At 42.1% G+C, this 18,078-nt stretch carries 20 protein-coding genes and 1 riboswitch; all 20 genes read left to right on the top strand.

What is annotated here, in order from left to right; genetic code table 11:
* Positions 1-194: 194 nt before the first annotated feature.
* The 20 genes from HUE98_RS15530 to HUE98_RS15435 all read left to right on the top strand — a co-directional run bounded on the left by HUE98_RS15530 (position 195) and on the right by HUE98_RS15435 (position 18,065).
* Positions 195-1,490, top strand: coding sequence for an FAD-dependent oxidoreductase (locus tag HUE98_RS15530; RefSeq protein ID WP_241421508.1), 1,296 nt, complete (start codon positions 195-197; stop codon positions 1,488-1,490).
* On the top strand, positions 1,490-1,888 hold the full coding sequence (locus HUE98_RS15525; protein WP_241421507.1) for a hydrogenase iron-sulfur subunit: 399 nt from the start codon (positions 1,490-1,492) through the stop codon (positions 1,886-1,888). Before HUE98_RS15530 ends, HUE98_RS15525 begins: the two co-directional genes overlap by 1 nt.
* Positions 1,885-2,565, top strand: a complete 681-nt coding sequence (locus tag HUE98_RS15520; RefSeq protein WP_241421506.1) for a methylenetetrahydrofolate reductase C-terminal domain-containing protein — start codon at positions 1,885-1,887, stop codon at positions 2,563-2,565. The genes HUE98_RS15525 and HUE98_RS15520 overlap by 4 nt, the downstream gene beginning before the upstream one ends.
* The gene (locus HUE98_RS15515) at positions 2,540-3,472 is read left to right on the top strand and encodes a methylenetetrahydrofolate reductase (RefSeq protein ID WP_318036504.1); all 933 of its coding nucleotides are present in this window, start codon (positions 2,540-2,542) and stop codon (positions 3,470-3,472) included. Before HUE98_RS15520 ends, HUE98_RS15515 begins: the two co-directional genes overlap by 26 nt.
* 23 nt (positions 3,473-3,495) lie before the next feature.
* Entirely contained in the window at positions 3,496-4,542 is a 1,047-nt protein-coding gene (locus HUE98_RS15510) for an FAD-dependent oxidoreductase (protein ID WP_241421504.1), read from the top strand.
* A gap of 50 nt (positions 4,543-4,592) precedes the next feature.
* Positions 4,593-5,603, top strand: coding sequence for a 3'-5' exoribonuclease YhaM family protein (locus tag HUE98_RS15505; RefSeq protein WP_241421503.1), 1,011 nt, complete (start codon positions 4,593-4,595; stop codon positions 5,601-5,603).
* Positions 5,604-5,930: 327 nt separating this feature from the next.
* Entirely contained in the window at positions 5,931-7,070 is a 1,140-nt protein-coding gene (locus HUE98_RS15500) for a tetratricopeptide repeat protein (RefSeq protein ID WP_241421502.1), read from the top strand.
* Positions 7,071-7,116: 46 nt separating this feature from the next.
* Positions 7,117-7,518 (top strand): secondary thiamine-phosphate synthase enzyme YjbQ, encoded by a 402-nt coding sequence (locus tag HUE98_RS15495; RefSeq protein ID WP_241421501.1) that lies wholly within the window; start codon positions 7,117-7,119, stop codon positions 7,516-7,518.
* 96 nt (positions 7,519-7,614) lie between these two features.
* Positions 7,615-8,385, top strand: a complete 771-nt coding sequence (locus HUE98_RS15490; RefSeq protein WP_241421500.1) for a carbon-nitrogen family hydrolase — start codon at positions 7,615-7,617, stop codon at positions 8,383-8,385.
* 99 nt (positions 8,386-8,484) lie between these two features.
* A complete protein-coding gene (locus tag HUE98_RS15485) occupies positions 8,485-9,090 on the top strand; it encodes a competence protein ComK (RefSeq protein WP_241421499.1) in 606 nt (201 codons plus the stop codon).
* Positions 9,091-9,294: 204 nt separating this feature from the next.
* Positions 9,295-10,005 carry a twin-arginine translocase subunit TatC gene (gene tatC / locus HUE98_RS15480; protein WP_241421498.1) on the top strand — a complete coding sequence of 237 codons (711 nt, stop codon included), beginning with the start codon at positions 9,295-9,297 and terminating at the stop codon, positions 10,003-10,005.
* Between the two features lie 22 nt (positions 10,006-10,027).
* Positions 10,028-10,285: a twin-arginine translocase TatA/TatE family subunit gene (locus HUE98_RS15475; protein ID WP_241421497.1), complete on the top strand. Its 258-nt coding sequence runs from the start codon at positions 10,028-10,030 to the stop codon at positions 10,283-10,285.
* A gap of 124 nt (positions 10,286-10,409) precedes the next feature.
* Positions 10,410-11,036, top strand: coding sequence for a molybdenum cofactor guanylyltransferase (mobA, locus tag HUE98_RS15470; protein WP_241421496.1), 627 nt, complete (start codon positions 10,410-10,412; stop codon positions 11,034-11,036).
* Positions 11,037-11,158, top strand: a riboswitch (molybdenum cofactor riboswitch).
* A gap of 57 nt (positions 11,159-11,215) precedes the next feature.
* Positions 11,216-12,211: a GTP 3',8-cyclase MoaA gene (gene moaA / locus HUE98_RS15465; protein ID WP_241421495.1), complete on the top strand. Its 996-nt coding sequence runs from the start codon at positions 11,216-11,218 to the stop codon at positions 12,209-12,211.
* A 126-nt stretch (positions 12,212-12,337) separates the two neighbouring features.
* The gene (locus HUE98_RS15460) at positions 12,338-12,778 is read left to right on the top strand and encodes an MOSC domain-containing protein (protein ID WP_241421494.1); all 441 of its coding nucleotides are present in this window, start codon (positions 12,338-12,340) and stop codon (positions 12,776-12,778) included.
* A 70-nt stretch (positions 12,779-12,848) separates the two neighbouring features.
* Positions 12,849-14,060: a molybdopterin molybdotransferase MoeA gene (locus HUE98_RS15455; protein ID WP_241421493.1), complete on the top strand. Its 1,212-nt coding sequence runs from the start codon at positions 12,849-12,851 to the stop codon at positions 14,058-14,060.
* A gap of 143 nt (positions 14,061-14,203) precedes the next feature.
* Positions 14,204-14,704, top strand: a complete 501-nt coding sequence (gene mobB / locus HUE98_RS15450; RefSeq protein WP_241421492.1) for a molybdopterin-guanine dinucleotide biosynthesis protein B — start codon at positions 14,204-14,206, stop codon at positions 14,702-14,704.
* Between the two features lie 206 nt (positions 14,705-14,910).
* Positions 14,911-15,372: a hypothetical protein gene (locus HUE98_RS15445; protein WP_241421491.1), complete on the top strand. Its 462-nt coding sequence runs from the start codon at positions 14,911-14,913 to the stop codon at positions 15,370-15,372.
* A gap of 427 nt (positions 15,373-15,799) precedes the next feature.
* Positions 15,800-16,774 (top strand): aspartate carbamoyltransferase catalytic subunit, encoded by a 975-nt coding sequence (locus HUE98_RS15440; protein ID WP_318036503.1) that lies wholly within the window; start codon positions 15,800-15,802, stop codon positions 16,772-16,774.
* Position 16,775: 1 nt separating this feature from the next.
* Complete coding sequence (locus HUE98_RS15435) at positions 16,776-18,065, top strand: dihydroorotase (RefSeq protein ID WP_241421490.1); 1,290 nt, start codon at positions 16,776-16,778, stop codon at positions 18,063-18,065.
* Positions 18,066-18,078: the final 13 nt, after the last annotated feature.

Genomic DNA, 18,078 nt, shown 5'->3' with positions numbered 1-18,078 from the left:
ATAATATGGACTTAAAATAGAATTATTATTAAACTATACATACATAATTTTAAAAATTTTTAACCAAAAAGCAGGAATCTAATGTTTATTATCGAAATTAATTACTGTCTTTAAAAATATATTATGCTAAAAGTGAGAGTATCTAAAATCAGATACTCTCCCCTTTCCTAAGAAAGGAGGAATAAAAAGGGAGTATGAATGCCCAAGCAAAGTATCCACCTGCACCAGAAGAAGTGCAATTCAATCCAACGGTACTTGTTATTGGGGGAGGAGCTTCCGGCATTGCTTCAGCAGTAAAAGCGGCAGAAGCAGGATTATCTGTTGTACTTTTAGAGAAAACTGCTGAATTAGGCGGAAAATTTGCTCAGATCTCCAGTATGTACCAAACAGACCTGTCACCATCCCAATGGCTCAAAGAAAAGATTAACGTATTAGAGAAAAACGATAAAGTAGCCATCTATACTAATGGGAGCCTAGAAAAGGTAAAAGGACAGGCCGGCAGCTTTACAGTTACCTTAAATGTTTCTGGAAAGAAAGAAGAAATTGTTGTCGGGGCCATAGTGGTGGCCACGGGTATGGAGTTAAGTTCCAAGATGCCTGTTCCGGAGGGTGCCGACGCAGGTCGCTTTATGTCCCAAATGGAACTTGAGAAAAAGATGGGTGATTTTACAGGAGATTCCAAATGTTTTGTGTTTGTAGTTAAGGAGGACGATTTTCTTTGCGGGATGGCCAATGCTTTAAAGAATTCGCTAAAGTTGAAGAATTCAGGCCATGAGGTTTATCTCTTTTATGATGAGATGAAAATCAGTGAAGAAAAGATGGAAAAGCTTTACCATCAGGCCCGTAAAGAGGGAGTTTATTTCGTGCGGGGGACTCAAAATCTTAAAATTGGCCAGCAGGCAGATAAGCTGACTATAACTACTGTTGACCCTCTGCTTCCCATTAAATTGGCCAAAGAATTAATTATTAATTGTGATTACCTTATTTTCAATGAGGATTTGGTTCCCGGTGCTGATACTAAGAAATTAGCTGAAATACTAAAAGTTACACGGGGGCCGGGAGGCTTTTTCCAGGAGGACAATTTCCATCTGGAGCCAGTAAATTCATTCCGTGCCGGCATTTATTTTGTGGGTGCCTGTAGGATGCCTGATTTCCTGCATAATGTTCAGGAGCAGGCCGGCTCAGCAGTTAATGCCATTTATCAGTTAAGTACTGCTGATGTAAAGAGTTTAATGGATCAAAAGCCCTTAATTGATGTAGCAAAATGTGCTTATTGTCTTACCTGTTACCGTTCCTGCCCCAGAAACGCCATTGAACTGCTATATGGTATTGAAGGAGCTGCCTGGGACGGTGCACCGTATGTACATCCCTATGCCTGTCAGGCCTGTGGAAGTTGTGTTGCAGAATGCCCCAACCGGGCCATCAGCTTTCCTGGATATACTGATGAAGACATGAAGAAACAATTTTCGGGGATAGGGGGTAAGTCATAATGGCAGAATTTAGTCCTTCTATGGTAACTCTCTGTTGTGAGAACTCAGCCTTCTTGGCTGCAGAAAAAAGCAAACTGTCAGGTGTTAAAGCAGTAAGAATCCCTTGTGGGGCCCAGCTGGAACATGTTCATATTCTTAGGGCTTTTAACGAAGGGGCAGACGGGGTCTTGGTAATGTCCTGTTTAAAAGAAAACTGCAAGCACTCTTTCGGAAATGATCGAGCAGAGAAAAAAGTAGCATACGTTAAAGGTTTATTGAAGGATATAGGAGTAGGTGAGGACCGCCTGGCTTATGCTCCTGTAGCCGCAAATAATGAATTTAAATACAATCAGGCAGCACAAGAGATGCTTGAAAAACTCAAAGAAATGGGTCCGATAGAAGGGAAGGTGAAAAAATGATTATTGGTGAAAGGAAACCATTAGAAGAAATATTTAGCAGAACCGATTCTTTTAAAAAGATTTGTGTTTTAGGTTGTGAGACTTGTATAGCTGTGTGTCTAGCAGGGGGTAATAAGGAAGCCCAGGAAACTGCTGAGGCCATTAAAATGCACAGGGAACAGACAAACAATCCAGTGGAAATTAAAGCTTCATCCATACAAAGACAGTGTGAACTGGAATTTGTTGATGAAGTAATGGAAGAATTAAATGAATACGATTGTGTTCTTTCTCTGGCATGCGGGGTAGGAGTACAGACCATGGCTACTAAGGCTCCTGATATGTTTATACTTCCAGGGGTTAATACGTCATTCCTGGGATATCCTTTGGAGCAGGGAGTATGGATGGAAAACTGTCAGGCCTGTGGAGACTGTGTATTGGACAGGACCTACGGAATTTGTCCCGTCACCCGTTGTTCTAAGAGTATGATGAACGGTCCCTGTGGAGGTTCCTCCGAGGGAGTTTGTGAGGTAAGTAAGGACACCGAGTGTGGGTGGGCCCTGATTTATGAGAGGCTTAAGAAATTAGGCAAATTGGAATACATGGATGAAATTATACCTCCGAAAAATTGGAGTACTTCATTCAGTGGCGGGCCTAGAAAAATAGTAAGGGAGGATGTTAAAATTGTTCGCGGGGAGTAACTTAGAGAAAGTATTATCCAACGGTCACTTTGCAGTAACTGGCGAGCTAGGCCCCATGAGAGGCACAGACCTGGGTCCCTGCCTGGAACACGCGGAACACATGAGAAACCATGTGGACGCTTATAACATCACCGACAACCAGACCGCCGTGGTGAGGATTGCCAGCATGGCAGCAGCTATTAAGTTAGTAGAAAGAGGCCTGGATCCAGTCATGCAGATGACAGTCCGGGACAGGAACCGTATTATGCTGCAGGCAGATGTATTGGGGGGAGCCGCTTGTGGAGTAGGGAATTTCCTCTGCATTCAAGGGGATCACCAGACCCTGGGCAGTGAGCCTCAAGCCAAGGGCGTTTATGATCTTGATTCTACACAGTTAATGCGTATGATCAAGAATATGAGAGATGAAAATGAATTTATCAGCGGGGATAAACTGGAAGCTCCACTAAAGGCTTTCATCGGGGGCGTAATAAACCCCTTTGCAGATCCTTTTGAATACAGGGTGGACAGGTTTGCCAAGAAAATTGAGGCCGGAGTTCAGTTTGTTCAGACACAGTGTATTTATGATATGGATCGGTTAAAGGAATACATGAAAAGGGTAGTAGATAAAGGACTTCATGAAAAGTGCTATATTCTAGCTGGCATAACACCCCTGAAGGCTGTTGGAGCTGCCATGTATATGAAGAATAATGTAGCCGGTATCATCATTCCCGATGAAGTAGTCAAGAGATTAAAAGGGGCCAAGGATAAGAAGAAGGAAGGCCTCAAGATGGCTATAGAACAGATACAGCAGATACGGGAGATTGAAGGTTTTAAGGGAGTTCATATTATGGCTATTGCCTGGGAAGAAATGGTTCCCCACATCGTTGAGGAAGTTGGAGGTCTGCTGCCGCGGCCTAAGATTGATTAAACTGCTAGTTTGGAGGGAGACAAATGGGAAAAGATAATGTACTGGTCCTCGGAGGAGGAATAGCCGGTCTAACTTCCGCATTGGAATTAGCAGAAAGCGGCAGCCAGGTCTTTTTGATTGAAAAAGAGGCCGAAGTGGGAGGATATGCAGGCAAATACTGCTGTAAAGCCCAAGAAGACTGCCAGAAATGTGGAGCCTGCTTTGTTGCGCAAGCCATTGATGATGTGAATAACCATCCCAATATCAGTGTGTTCTGCGGATTGAAAATTAATTCATTCCAGTCAACAGGCGATGGCTTCAAGGTAAATTTTGTTAATGACCGCGGAGAAAAGTCCGGTTTTGATGTAAATGCAGTGGTGGTTGCTACCGGCTTTAAACCTTTTGACGCTACTGAAAGACAAGAGTACGGCTACAAGGTTTATGACGGTATTTATACCGCACTGGACCTGGATGAGAAGGTCAGGGAAAAGGGTAGTTTTACCTATGCATTCCCCAAGCCTGTAGAGAGGATTGCCTTTATACAGTGTGTTGGTTCTAGATCCGATAACCCCCAGCAGGATTACTGCTGCAGGGTAGGCTGCATGTATGCCGTAAGAATGGCCAGCATGATCCGGGAGGAACTTCCGGAAGCAGCTATAGATATATATTATATGGATCTGCAGAATTTTGGGAAGGGATTTATGGAATATAAAAATGACTGCATTACGGATAAAAACATCAACTTTATCCTGGGCAGGCCTGCAAAGACATATTTCCACCCCATATCCAAAAAAGTAATTTTAAAACACGAATCACCGGCAGAGGGAGAGCCTCAGGAACATGAATATGACCTGGTATTCCTCTCCATCGGAAGTCAGCCTGGTGAGGATACAGGCAGCATAGCAGAGATATTAAACCTGCAGTTAACTGAAGATAGCTTCTTTATGAATGAAGACAGTTTAAATCCCGGGGTAACTTCGCAAAAAGGCGTATTTGTTGCCGGGGCCTGTACTGGCCCCAGGGATATAGCTGCCTCTATGCAGCAGGCTAAATCAGTATCTTTGAGTGTAATTGACTATCTTAAAAAATAAGCAGGCTAAACGCCTGCTTATTTTTCTTTAAGGGGTTTAGGTGAGGGAATATGGGAATAATTAAAAAGGTGCAGTTTGTAAAAAGTTTAAAAGTTGGAGACAGGGTAGATACATTACTTGCGGTCAGGGAAAAGAATTTACAGCAATACTCTAAACCCAGCCGGGCAGGTGAGAAATTTCTACGGGTTTTTTTATCGGATACCAGTGGGACTATTACAGGTGTTCTTTGGGACAACGCTCAGGAAGTCAGTCAGATATTTAAGGTTGGGGAGGTTGTTCATGTCACCGGGCAGGTCACTGACTACAGGGGCCTACAAATCACGATTGAAACATTGAAAAAGGTTAATATGAAAAACATTGATCCTACTTATTTCCAAGAGGTAGTTAAAAAAAGCCGTCGGGAAATGATGGAAAAAGTCAAGTCTCATATTAATACTTATGTTAATGATCCTTATCTGTGTCGGTTGCTTCAAGAATTTTTAGATGACCGTGATTTTAACTCTCAGTTCATCAAAGCCCCCGGAGGAAGGCTTATCCATCATAATTATGTGGGGGGATTGTTAGAGCACAGCCTTGAGGTGATGGAGATTTGCATTCAACTGCTGCACCTCTATCCTAAATATATGAATTCCAGTTTACTTATCAGTGGTGCTGTTCTTCATGATATCGGAAAAATTAAAGAATACGATATGAACAGTATTTTGTTCCAGTATACGGACCGAGGTAAGCTCATTGGCCATATCACCATGGGAAGGGATATGGTGATGAAAAAAGCTAATAAATATAAACATTTTCCAGAGGATATTAAGCTGGAGCTAGAGCACATGATTTTATCTCATCATGGCAAAAAAGAGTGGGGTTCCCCAGAAATTCCCAGGACCATAAATGCTTTTGCCTTATTTCATGCTGATTTGGTCAGTGCTCGGATGAATCAGTTTACCGGGGTGATACAGCAAAGCTTGGAAAATGAGCAGCCATGGTCAGATTGGAACCGTTTTTTGGAAAGGGATGTATTTATTCCGAATTATCTTAAAGAGGACAGGGATACTTCTCATGAATAATATTTCATTAAGTTGGTAACCTTTTAGGTTAGCTTATTGTCATAAATGTAAAATTACGGCTTTTTGATATGGGAAAGGCCTAAAAATCATCAAAAAATAACTTTTTTAAAAGGTTATTTTTTTTGCATTTTTTAAAAAGTATGTCATAATGGTGAGTATGGGTTTTTAGTGAATTACCTTCTACCATTTTTACCATAAATTTTAGGAACTAGATATTTAAATGTTTTATATAATTAAAGGAAGGATATTAATGTTAACTTGGAGAAGTATAAATTATTGTTTTTTAAGGATAAATTGTAAGGATAAAAGATTGGTGGTGAATTACAGTTGACACAGGCCAGACAAAGAGCACATGAAAATAAAGTTGTTAAATTTCAAAAGGATGCCAGCTATTATTTTGAAAAGGGCACCTTATATTACAAGCGCAATAATCTCGATAAAGCTCTTATGTTTTTTAGAAAAACCATCGAAACCGAACCGGATAATCCTCTCAATCATTATAATGTTGCATGCCTTTTGAGTAAGATGGGTTGTTTAACCGAGGCCAATGAGATTTTTTGTTATATTGTTGAAAAACTGGATTCCACCATGACAGAATGCTATTTTTTGATGGCAGTAAATTATGGGTTGCTGGAAGATTTGACTCAAACACGGATTTATCTAAAGAAGTATTTGACATTGACTCCAGACGGAGAGATGGCATTCGAAGCGGAGGAACTTCTGGAGGCCATTAGTGAAGATGAAGATTTTTATGAAAATTTTAATTTTATTAAAGCGGAACAAAAATTTCCTCCTATTGTTGAAGAGACTAAAGAAAAATTGGTTGCAAAGTATAATCAGAACCCCCAATTTCGTAATAAACTTTTAGATATTTTATACTGCAGAGATGAAGAAATTGTCAGTGACGTTATATATCTTTATGGCTTAATTGGTACTGACGCCGCGGAAAAAGTATTGAGATCTTTCATAAAGAACCCCTGGGTAGAAGAACAGCACAAACAACTGGCGCTGTTGATATTGAAGGAAATGGGGGCACCTGAACCCTATGAGATCTATTTAGACGGAGAGTTATGTCGGGTTAATCTTAAGGAGTATACTGTGGATGCCCCAGAATGGCTGGAGGAGTGGCAGGAGGTCTTGAACTGCACTCTGCATAAAATGAAAGAACTAGACTGTTATGATAAAGAGTTCATTGAGGATGTTAAAGCCATTTGGTCGGATTTTATTAACACTGTTCACCCCGAGGTTCCATTGATTAAGAAACCCATGGTTTGGGCTGCAGGACTAGAATATGCCCTGGTGCGATTCCACTTCCTGGATTTTACCCAAAAACAGATTGCCCAACGTTATGGGGTTTCAAGCTCCAGCGTTTCAAGTAAGTTTAAATTGATCAATGAGGCTCTGAAGTTAGATGTAAAGGCCTATAAGAATGTTTTAAGATATCTTAGAGAAGAAGAAGAGGATTAGAGGCTCTTAAATGAGTCTCTTTTTTTTTAAAGGAGGTAAAATTTAAGTGAAAATTCTTAATTTGAAAACATCAAGAAGAACAGAATTATTAGAGGTTACCACACTAATAGGAAATCTGATAAAGGAGGAAACTGTGGAGCAGGGGGTATGTTATCTTTACGTCCCCCATACCACGGCAGGACTCACAATAAACGAAAATGCAGATCCTTCGGTAGTCAGGGATATTCTCACCTGCCTTAACAATTTAATTCCCTTTGATGGGGATTACCATCATATGGAGGGAAACTCAGCTGCCCACATTAAAGCCAGCCTGATGGGTTTTTCTTTAAGCCTTTTGATTCAAGGGGGGCAGCTGGTGCTGGGGACCTGGCAGGGTGTCTATTTTTGTGAATTCGATGGCCCCCGTACTCGAAAGCTTCATGTGGAAATCATAAATAATAAGAAGTAAGACATAGTACTGCTTCTTATGGACAGAATGATTTTCAATTCTCAAATCTCAATTCTCAATTCTCAATGCATGATAATTTTAAAGAGGGTGAATTTAATGAAGGTGTTACTGATTCAGGCGGAAATAAAAAAGGGAAACCCTGATAAAAATCGGGAAAAGATTTTAGAAATGATGGAAAAGGCCTTGAATCAAAATCCTCAGGTTCTTGTCCTCCCAGAACTTTGGAATACAGGTTATGCGGATAATTATTTGCAGGTGGCAGATAAGGAAGGGCAGTCTACCTTGGGTTTTCTAAGTTCCTTTGCCAGGAAACATAATGTAAACATTGTAGGAGGCTCTACTGCCGATTATAAGCAGGGGAAGCTTTTAAATCGCAGCCTAATTATAAACCGTCAGGGTGAATTAGTGGGGGATTATTCTAAAATACATCTTTTCAGTCTCAATGGAGAACAAAATTATTTTTCTCCAGGAGAAAAAATAGGATTGTTCAAGTTGGATAATGTTTCCTGCGGTATTATGATCTGTTACGACCTTCGTTTTCCTGAACTCAGCCGGGCTCTTGCCCTGGAGGGGGTGGAGATTATTTTTGTTTGCGCTCAGTGGCCCCGATCCAGGATTCATGCCTGGAGAACCCTGGCATGTGCCCGGGCCGCGGAGAATCAAGTTTTTTTGGTGGGGGTAAACCGTGCAGGAATCGAAGGGGAGCAGGGTTTCGGTGGTTCTCTGGCAGTGGACCCCGGTGGAGAGATCCTGGCGGAAGCAGGGGAAGAGGAATCTGTGCTGGCTGTGGAGATATTTCCAGATCAAATTAAATCAGTTCGTAAAGAAATTTACTATTTACGGGACAGAAGACCGGAAATATATTAAATAAGAAGCTGATCTGTCAAAAGGTTTCATATTTCTGTGGATTTTTATTTCCCCCGGCATAACATAAAGAGCTAAAACAATTTTAAGGGGGTATTCAAATTGACAGAAAAACTCTGGGAAAGGTGCGATAGTATTGCAGCTCTGCTCCCAACATACCAAGAGGGGAAAGGCAGGTTGACCAGGGTTCTGTTTTCTGATGGGTCTGAGGAAAAGATAAACAAAACAATAAAAGGAGTAGTTAAAAAGCTGGCTAGAAAGTTTTCTGTGGATCTAGTGTCTGCAGCTAAAGAATATGGTAAAGTATTGGGAAAAAGTAATTTGGTGCCCATACCATTTTCGCAGCATTTAATTTTAGTACCTTTAAAAACCATTACTCCACTTTTACCCGGAGATTCAGCTTACGGGTATTTTAACCTGCCGGCCATTAAGGAGATCAGAAGAACCAGGGACAGAGAATATAAAACGGCGGTAATTTTCCATAACAAGTCTGAGGTTGGTGTATTTCTAAGTTATGAAACAGTATTGAAGCAGTTAAAGAATGCCGAACTGGTGGATAAGCACTACCGCATCAAGCATTTCTGTTGGTTAAGTGATAAGTCTTCTTCTTTGGATACGGGAGAGGAGATAACCCGGAGAGATTTAGTTTCAATACATCTAAAGCTGGATCAAATTATTTCCTTTTTATTTCAAAAAAAGCATTATTAAGGTAGAAATGGAGGATAGGTCAGGGCACAGATGTATATTATGTTTAAGTTATGTTAATTTCATAGAATTTTAAAGAAGGGTTTTGCTGTCCGTATATCGAATAAAACTCAAGGGAAATTATATACTGGTTGGATTGACACGTATAAAAGGATAAATTATAATTTAGAATGTTATGTTATAATTATGTTGAGAGGGTGCTATGGGGTGGGGAGAAAAAAGAAAAAAGAACCGGTTATGAATCTGACCGGACATTTAGATGAACTTAGAAAGCGAATTATCATTTCTGTTATTGCTATTGTCATCGGTTCTATCGTAACCTTTATGTATGTGGATTTGATAAGAGAGACCATCATCAGGCCCGCTGAAGGAAATCTCGTTTTTATCGGTGTAGCGGAAGCTTTTATGACCAATATTAAAATTGCCATTATTGCTGGTGTTCTGTTGGCCTTTCCGGTTATTTTGTATCAGGTCTGGAGCTTTGTCCTGCCTGGTTTAGATCCAAGAGAAAAAAAGTTTGTTTTTGTTTTCGTGACTGCCTCTCTTCTGCTTTTTACCGGGGGAGTTTCCTTTGCATTTTTCGTTATTATTCCCATAAGCATCAAGTTTTTCCTGGGATTTGAAACAGAAGGAATCTCGGCGATGATTTCTTTTGGTAATTATATTTCTTATATTGCCGGGGTAGTTTTTGCTTTTGGCATGGTGTTTCAAATGCCCATAGCTGTTTTTATACTCTCCAAACTGGGGCTGATTTCCTCAGAGTTCTTAAAAAAATACAGAACTCATGCATTGGTGGTTATATTTATTTTGGCGGCTATTATTACGCCACCTGATGTAATTTCTCAGATCTTGATGGCCATACCTATGCTTTTGCTTTATGAAATCAGTATCCTGGTTGCTAAGGTTACCAGAAAGTAATTTTAAAGGAGGAGGTGATACTGTGATAGGAAGATTAGGTACAACGGAGCTTTTAATCATACTAGGGGTTGTCCTGGTCATCTTCGGACCCAGCAAACTGCCGGAATTAGGAAAGTCCCTGGGAAAAGGGATCAGAGAATTCAGAGGTGCTGCCAAGGATATAAAAGACAGCATAAATATTGAAGATGATGAAGAAAAACCTAGAGTACAAGCCAAGCCTGAGCCTGTAAAAGAAAAGCCTGAGGAGTCTTCATCGGATGAAAAGGATTCCACATCTTAAGTTTCAGAGATTTTAAAGATAATAGAGGGGTCAAAATAGTTTTATTGTTAAATAAGTGCTTCTTGCAGTAACCGTAAGGGTTAAACTATAAAAACTGATTGCAATGCTTGAAGGATGGTATCCAATGGGGAAAACAGCAAAGTCTGCAGTTGTTCTTGCAGGGGGCAGCAGTAAAAGGATGGGTAAGGATAAATCTCAGCTCACTCTTGCTGGGATGACAATGTTGGAAATTATTGTTGGGAAACTTCAGAAAGTGTTCGACGAAATTATTGTGGTAGGGGAAAGGGAAGAGCAAGCAGGAAATCTTCCGGTGATTTTTACCAGGGATATCATTGTTAAGCCCGTGAAAAATTCCCTGACGGGAGTCCATGCCGGCTTAACCAGGTCCTCCAGTGATTTCAGTTTAGTGGTGGCCTGTGATATGCCTTTTCTAAATCTTAATTTGCTGCATTATCTTTCTGAATATCCTGTTAATGACTATGATCTGGTTGTTCCCCTGATTAATGATTGTCACCAGTCACTGCACGCGGTGTACAGCAAGAGTTGCGTAGATTATATTGCTGAACATTTGAACAAGGATTATTATCGAATAGGATATTTCATCACCCAGATAAACACAAAATATATTTCACAGCAGGAAATAGAAAAGTATGACTCAGAATTTCTTTCCTTTCAGAACATTAATACCAGGCAAGAGTTTGAAAGAGCTGTTAATCTGGTTAAGGAAAGGCCTGAGTTGGTCCGCCAGTAAAAAAATATGATTCTCCGAGCCGTTATTCCTAAAGGATAATTCCCATGGTTTGCGGCCGATAGGGTAAGAAGGGAAACTTTTTTGCCTCTCGCTGCTTAGAAAGGAGAATTTGTTGTTTTTTTAGTCAACCTGTCTTTTATAAGCAGCTGGTTGACTTTTTATTTGGAGGGGGATGTAGTATGGGAAAATTAATTGATCCATATGGTAGAGAAATTGATTATCTCAGGGTTTCAGTCATAGATAAGTGCAATTTGAAATGTTTTTACTGTGTTCCCGATGATGTTGGTTCCTGTTCTCCTAATGTATCTGAAGTAATGTCTCTGGAGGAAATTATAAATATATCCAAGGCTGCAGCTGCCCTGGGTATCAAAAAAGTTAGGCTGACCGGGGGAGAACCCCTGGTTAGGAAAGATATTGTGGAGATGGTCTCTAAAATATCTCAAATTGAAGGAATTGACGATATCTCTCTGACCACCAACGGAGTTTTATTAAATAAATTGGCACCGGCCCTGGTGAAAGCCGGCTTAACCCGGGTCAATATCAGCCTGGACTCATTAAACCCGGAAAATTTTAAAAAAATTACCCGGGGAGGTGCGTTGAAAAAAACTCAAGAAGGGATTCAGGCAGCCCTTAAGGCGGGGCTTACCCCGGTAAAAATTAATGTTGTGGCTATGAAGGGTATCAACGACGGAGAGATAGAAGAATTTGTGAAGTTAACTGTGGAAAATGATCTTCATGTGCGATTTATTGAGTATATGCCCATCAGTAAGAGCCACCAAAAGCAGTGGGGGGAGTGCTTTATCCCTCTATCTGAGATTCAAGGGCTTTGCGAAAAAATTGGTCCATTGGAGAAGCAGTTCTCTTTTCATGGTAATGGCCCGGCAGATTATTATCGAATTCAAGGAGCCAAGGGATTAGTGGGCTTTATCTCTCCAGTCAGCAGGCATTTTTGCGGCCAATGCAACCGGTTGAGGATTACCTCTGACGGAAAGATTAAGCCCTGTCTTTTCTCAATGGATGAAATCGATTTGATAGAGGCCGGAGGAGATCAAGAAAAAATTAAGCAGCTGTTTCTTCAGTCCCTAAAGTTTCGGCCGGACCCTCATCAGGTGGATAAAAATCCCGACAGCAGGTTCAACTGCAGCAAGAGGGAAATGCAGCAGATTGGCGGCTAGTTTCTATCAATTAACTTGGGGGAGAGCCTTTATCTTTGGAAGATAAAGGTATGCAGGAAGTAAGCTTTAAAATATTACTAAAATAATAACTGAAAATATTATTATAAATACCAGGGGGAATACTTCATGACAGGGAAAGTTGCAGCTGTCTGTACCAGCGACACCAAAGGGGTCAGAAAAAGTAATGTAGGAGAGGCTGTCCTTCAAGAAGAGCATGGCTTTGTGGGAGATGCTCATGCCGGAGGCTGGCACAGGCAGGTCAGCCTCTTGGCACTGGAGAGTGTTCAAAAAATGAGGGATATGGGGTTGGATGTAAATCCGGGTGATTTTGCTGAGAACATTACTACAGAAAAGCTGGACCTGGTTTCTCTGCCAATTGGCACCAAAATGGCATTGGGAGAAGAGGTGCTCTTGGAAGTAACCCAGATCGGAAAAGAGTGCCATAACCGATGTGCTATTTATTATCAGGCAGGGGACTGCGTGATGCCCAAAGAAGGGATATTTGCCAGGGTTCTTCAAGGGGGCAAGGTTTCTGTGGGGAATACGATTAAGGTATTGGAACAGTAAAAGATTTATTATCATCCTCCGGGTTTGATTTTATGCCGAGAGGACGATTAAACAGGGGGACTTAGAAAAGTTGGAACATATTGTAGGTATTAAGGAAGGCTTGTCCGCAATCTTAAAGGATCTTCCCGTTACCCGGGTCACTTCCCGAAAAACATTAAACAGCCAGGGTTATATTCTGGCTGAAGATATTACCGCACCTTTTGATTATCCGCCCTTTACCCGATCTAGGATGGACGGTTATGGGGTTGTTTCCGGTGATTTTAAGAACCTGCCTCCCGGCTGTACCCTGACTTTAAAAATAAAGGGGACGCTGGGGGCCGGAAGTGAATCCAGGGTTAAAATTAATCCGGGAGAAACCGTTAGAATCATGACCGGTGCGGTTCTCCCCCGGGGGGTTGATGCAGTAGTACCTTTTGAAATGGTGCATCAGCAGGGGGGTTATGCCCAATTTACCCAAAGGGTCAAGCCGGGGGATAATATCTCCCCAGCGGGAGAAGATTTTAAAAAAGGCCGGCAGATATTATTTCGAGGAGGCCTGATTCGTCCCGGGGAGGCTGCACTGCTGGCCTCTTTAGGGAAAGCCAGGGTGAAAGTTTATTCCCGTCCCCGGGTAGGGGTTCTGGCTACCGGTGAAGAATTGATGCCTTTGAATAGAAAGAGGGAATTTGGTAAAATTTATAATTCCAACAGTTATATGGTGAGCAGCCAGGTGGCTTTAAGCGGTGGGGTTCCTGTGTATTTAGGGATTGCCGGGGATAAAAAAAATATTACTGCCGGTGTTCTTAAGAGGCAGATGCCGGGGTTGTCTGTTTTTGTTACTACGGGAGGAGCAGCCCGGGGAGAGTACGACCTTACGGAAGAGGTTTTTTTATCTTTAGGTGCAAAAATTTTATTTAACCGGGTATCCATGAAGCCGGGGAATTACATGGTGGCGGCCCGTAAAGATGGTTTCCTCTTTTTTGGATTATCCGGCAGCCCCTCGGCAGCTTTTGTTTCTTTTCAGCAGCTGGTCAGGCCTGTCCTGTGGAGGCTTCAGGGATGCCAAGAAAGCACGGCATCGGAGGTAAATGCTCAATTGGTGGGAGATATTAAGGGGGTATACCCCCAGGACAGGTATTATAAGGCGAATACATTTGTGCGGCAGGGAGTTTTTCAGGTAGAACCCACTGGATATGGATTTTCCTCCTTCGCCCGGGTAAATTCTCTAATCCATATACCACCGGGAAAAGGGCCATTTGGCCCCGGAGATGAAGTGCAGGTCCAGCTGATGGACCTGCCGTGAATCAGGGGATAGTTTTCTTAGCTGCGCTAACTTAACAAATTAATGAAACACAGTTTTGATCTTAAAACAGTTTGAGGGTTCGAACAGTTCGACCTGTTACATAAAATTTTGGCATGCAATTGTGTCAGGAAGGAGAGAATCTATTGATTCCAGTAATTTCTGTAGTAGGTTGGTCAAATACCGGCAAGACTACTTTGATTTGTAAACTTATTCCAGAACTAAAAAAGAGAGGTTATAAAACGGCCACGGTCAAGCACCACAGGAAAAGTTTTGAAATGGATTCACCGGGTAAAGATACCTGGCTTCATCGGCAGGCGGGAGCAGTAGTTTCTGCCATTTCTTCACCCCAAAGGTTTGCTTATGTCAGGGAACTGGAGGAGGAACTGTCTCTGGAGGAAATCGTAAAGGATGTTAAAGGGGTAGATTTGATTATTACTGAAGGATATAAGTTTGGTGACAGGCCTAAGTTGGAAGTATTTCGAAAAGAGGCAGCCAATAAAATGGAATTGATCTCTTCGCCTCCGGAACTTTTTGCGGCAGCTACGGACTATGATTTTGGCCTGCCCGGAGTATCTCAGTTTGACCTTGAGGATGCGGTGGGAATGGTAGACCTTATTGAACAGAAATTTTTAAAAAAGGCGTAAGGCATTATGTGCAGCTAAAGCTTTTAGAGGACCAGGCAGAGTAAGTAAAAGCGGTTGAATGTAAAAAATAATAATTAGAAGAACAGGATAAAATGTTTAAATTAAGAAAAAGGGTTCAGCAGTAGCATTATTTACTTCACCGTTAAAGGCATAAGTTTCCCTCGGTCACAGCATATTAACAATAGCAGGAAAAAGAGATAAAAAACATGAGAGCGGATGATAATAATATGCTGACGGGAACTTTACATTATACGTTAAACCATATTCTTATATTAAGACTGATGATGGTCTTTCCTTTTAAAAAAGTTAAAACTCTTCACAATTTTTTATACCTGGCTGCCTCCAGGAGCAGTGACTGTCCAAGGCCCTTTATATTTATTAAGCTGAGAAGCGGTGCATACAGCTTTGAAATTCAAAAAGTGCTCAGTGAATTTAAAAGAGCCGAGTTTCTGATGGAAAAGGAAGCCTTGAAATTGAATGACCAGGGCCGTGAAATATATTATAGTTTTGCCCATGTGTTGAAATATCATAAATTTCCACAGAACTGTTTGACAATGGCTGAAAAATACGGTGAAAATTTATGGCGGGTGAACCATGAAATATTATTTGATAGGATGTTTCGGGAGAAGAAAGTAGGGGATAAAATTATTTTTCAACCAATTTTATAACTGTGTTGAGTTAAAATTATTGAAACGTCAGCACTGCTGGCAGATAATTTATTCAGGTCTAGATGGCTGGTGAATTTTTTTCACCAAGATTGTTGCTTATTGTTTCGTTTTCGGGTTGTTTCGTTTCGTATTACAAAAATGGTTTTTTTTTGTTGACAATGCCTTAAGGCTTTGTTAAACTAATTCTAAATGAAGAACCTTTAAACTGACCCCGAGAGGTTAGTAAGGATTCTATATTTAATTTAAGTTTTATTATGATTAAAGAATCTTCCCACTTCTCTCGGTTGGGAAGATTTATTTGTTTAACCTTTAAATTGGTCCGGCGAGGCTGAAAAGGTTTTATTCGCAAAAATGCGTGTACTCCTTCCAGCTGTCCGGCGGTGGGAGTATTTATTTGTACATAATGGCTGTGAGGGAGGTAATAACTTTGCAATGTGAAACCGGTAGTTCCATTACTGCAAGAAATGTGACAGGAAGTGAGTTTATAGAAAAAGACCTGCTGGGAATCAGAGATTTAAAAAAGGAAATCATTGAGCTGATACTAAAGAAGGCGGAGGGTTATAAAAAAGCTTTTCAGGAAAACCTGGAGTTCCCTCCTCTGTTAACGGGGAAAACGGTAGTGAACCTCTTTTTTGAAAACAGCACCAGGACCCGGATGTCTTTTGAAAAGGCTGCAGTGAATCTGGGGGCAGTGGTGATGAACTTCGACAGTGGAACCAGCAGTGTAAAAAAAGGGGAAACATTGGTGGATACGGTGAGGACGGTTGAATCCCTGGGGGTGGAGGGAATTATCCTCAGACATTCCCTGGCCGGTTCCCCGGTCATGGCGGGTAATGCGGTAAAGATACCGGTGATCAATGCCGGGGACGGCTGTCATGAACACCCCAGTCAAGCTCTTTTGGATTTGTTCACTATACAGGAAATTAAAGGCGGCATTGCCGGACTGAAGGTCCTTTTTGTAGGAGATATTCTGCACAGCAGAGTAGTGAGGTCAAACCTCTGGGCACTCCTAAAGCTGGGGGCGGAAGTAACGGTGGTGGGGCCTTTTACTTTATTGCCTCCGGGTCTTTGGGATATGGGGGTCAAAATTTCCTGGGATCTGGAAAGTTGTTTGGAGGAGGCAGAGGTAATATATATGCTGCGGCTGCAGAGGGAAAGACAGGAGAAGGGTTACTTTCCTTCTATAGGTGAATACAGGAAGTATTTTGCGCTTACGGCAGAAAGAGCTGAGAATATTTCTCCTTCTGCAGTAATTATGCATCCAGGCCCGGTATTTCCCGGGCTAGAAATAGACCACAGCTTGATGGATGATCCCCGTTGTTTGATTCAAGAACAGGTAAAAAACGGTGTGTTCGTGAGGATGGCTCTGCTGGACCTTTGGGTCGCCCGGGAGGTGAATTAGAATGCTATTATTAATCAAGGGCGGCACGGTACTGAATCCTCCTACCGGGTTGTTGGAAGTGTCGGATATATTAATACAGGGGGGCAAGATTACTGAAATAGCTCCTCAAATACAAGTTGGCCAGGCGGAAATAATTGAAGCTTCAGGCCTTTTGGTAGTGCCTGGATTGGTTGATCCTCATGTACATCTGCGGGAACCAGGGTTTGAAGGAAAGGAAACCATCCGCACCGGCTGCGCCAGTGCGGCGGCAGGTGGATATACCTCCATCGCTTGTATGCCCAACACTGAACCGGTAACCGACAACCGCCTGACGGTGAATTATGTTAAAAATACCGCAGTCCAGGAGGGCGTGGTGAAGGTTTACCCCATCGGGGCCGTTACTAAAGGTTCTTTGGGGAAAGAAATGGCGGAAATTGGATTGATGGTTGAAGAGGGGATTGTGGCGGTTTCAGATGACGGTCAGCCGGTGGACAGTGCTTCCATGATGCTTTCCGCCATGCAGTATGCGGCCATGTTTGATCTCCCCATAATCAGCCACTGCGAGGAAAGGTCCCTGGCCCAGGGGGGAGCCATGCATTACGGACTGCAGAGCACTCTATTGGGAATTCAGGGAATTCCTGATGTGGCAGAGGCCATCATGGTAGCTCGGGATATCCTGTTGGCAGAGTTTACCGGGGCAAGGCTTCACATCGCCCATGTCAGCTGTGCTAAATCGGTGGAATTAATCCGCAGTGCTAAAGCTAGAGGAGTAAAGGTTACCGCTGAAGTAACCCCACATCATCTGGTTTTGATTGATGAAGATGTGAAAGATTTTGATACCCATATGAAGATGAATCCACCTTTACGGAGTCGGGATGACCGCAAAGCATTGAGGGAGGCCCTGAGGGACGGTACTATAGATATGATTGCCACAGATCATGCTCCACACAGTATTTTGGACAAGGATGTAGAATTTGAAAGGGCGCCCTTTGGGGTGGTGGGTCTGGAAACAGCTCTATCTCTGGTGCTGACGGAACTGGTGGAACCGGGGCATTTGACGTTGGAACAGGCAGTCTCCGCTTTTAGCTGTAATCCGGCCAGCTTTCTGGGAATTGAAGGGGGGAACCTGAAGACTGGGGTTGAAGCTGACCTTACACTAATTGACCTAAAGGCTGAAAAGATTATCAGTCAGGATAAGTTTTATTCTAAGGGGAAAAATACACCCTTTGAAGGCCGAAGAGTCCGAGGATTTCCGGTGATGACCTTGGTACGGGGAAAAGTAGTTATGAAAGAGGGTAGAGTGTTACTTTAAAAATAGCAGGAGC

It is taken from the genome of Candidatus Contubernalis alkalaceticus, assembly GCF_022558445.1.
Taxonomy (GTDB): domain Bacteria; phylum Bacillota; class Dethiobacteria; order SKNC01; family SKNC01; genus Contubernalis; species Contubernalis alkaliaceticus.
Note: the sequence above shows the minus strand (reverse complement) of the source record. Positions and strands in the feature narration are given on the sequence as shown.

Excerpts from the sequence above, each read along its gene's own strand:
- moaA (WP_241421495.1), top strand. The coding sequence starts at position 11,216 with ATGGGAAAATTAATTGATCCATATGGTAGAGAAATTGATTATCTCAGG.
- HUE98_RS15490 (WP_241421500.1), top strand. The coding sequence starts at position 7,615 with ATGAAGGTGTTACTGATTCAGGCGGAAATAAAAAAGGGAAACCCTGAT.
- HUE98_RS15525 (WP_241421507.1), top strand. The coding sequence starts at position 1,490 with ATGGCAGAATTTAGTCCTTCTATGGTAACTCTCTGTTGTGAGAACTCA.
- HUE98_RS15505 (WP_241421503.1), top strand. The coding sequence starts at position 4,593 with ATGGGAATAATTAAAAAGGTGCAGTTTGTAAAAAGTTTAAAAGTTGGA.
- HUE98_RS15435 (WP_241421490.1), top strand. The coding sequence starts at position 16,776 with ATGCTATTATTAATCAAGGGCGGCACGGTACTGAATCCTCCTACCGGG.
- HUE98_RS15515 (WP_318036504.1), top strand. The coding sequence starts at position 2,540 with ATGTTAAAATTGTTCGCGGGGAGTAACTTAGAGAAAGTATTATCCAAC.
- HUE98_RS15510 (WP_241421504.1), top strand. The coding sequence starts at position 3,496 with ATGGGAAAAGATAATGTACTGGTCCTCGGAGGAGGAATAGCCGGTCTA.
- mobA (WP_241421496.1), top strand. The coding sequence starts at position 10,410 with ATGGGGAAAACAGCAAAGTCTGCAGTTGTTCTTGCAGGGGGCAGCAGT.
- HUE98_RS15530 (WP_241421508.1), top strand. The coding sequence starts at position 195 with ATGAATGCCCAAGCAAAGTATCCACCTGCACCAGAAGAAGTGCAATTC.
- HUE98_RS15460 (WP_241421494.1), top strand. The coding sequence starts at position 12,338 with ATGACAGGGAAAGTTGCAGCTGTCTGTACCAGCGACACCAAAGGGGTC.
- HUE98_RS15520 (WP_241421506.1), top strand. The coding sequence starts at position 1,885 with ATGATTATTGGTGAAAGGAAACCATTAGAAGAAATATTTAGCAGAACC.
- HUE98_RS15445 (WP_241421491.1), top strand. The coding sequence starts at position 14,911 with ATGAGAGCGGATGATAATAATATGCTGACGGGAACTTTACATTATACG.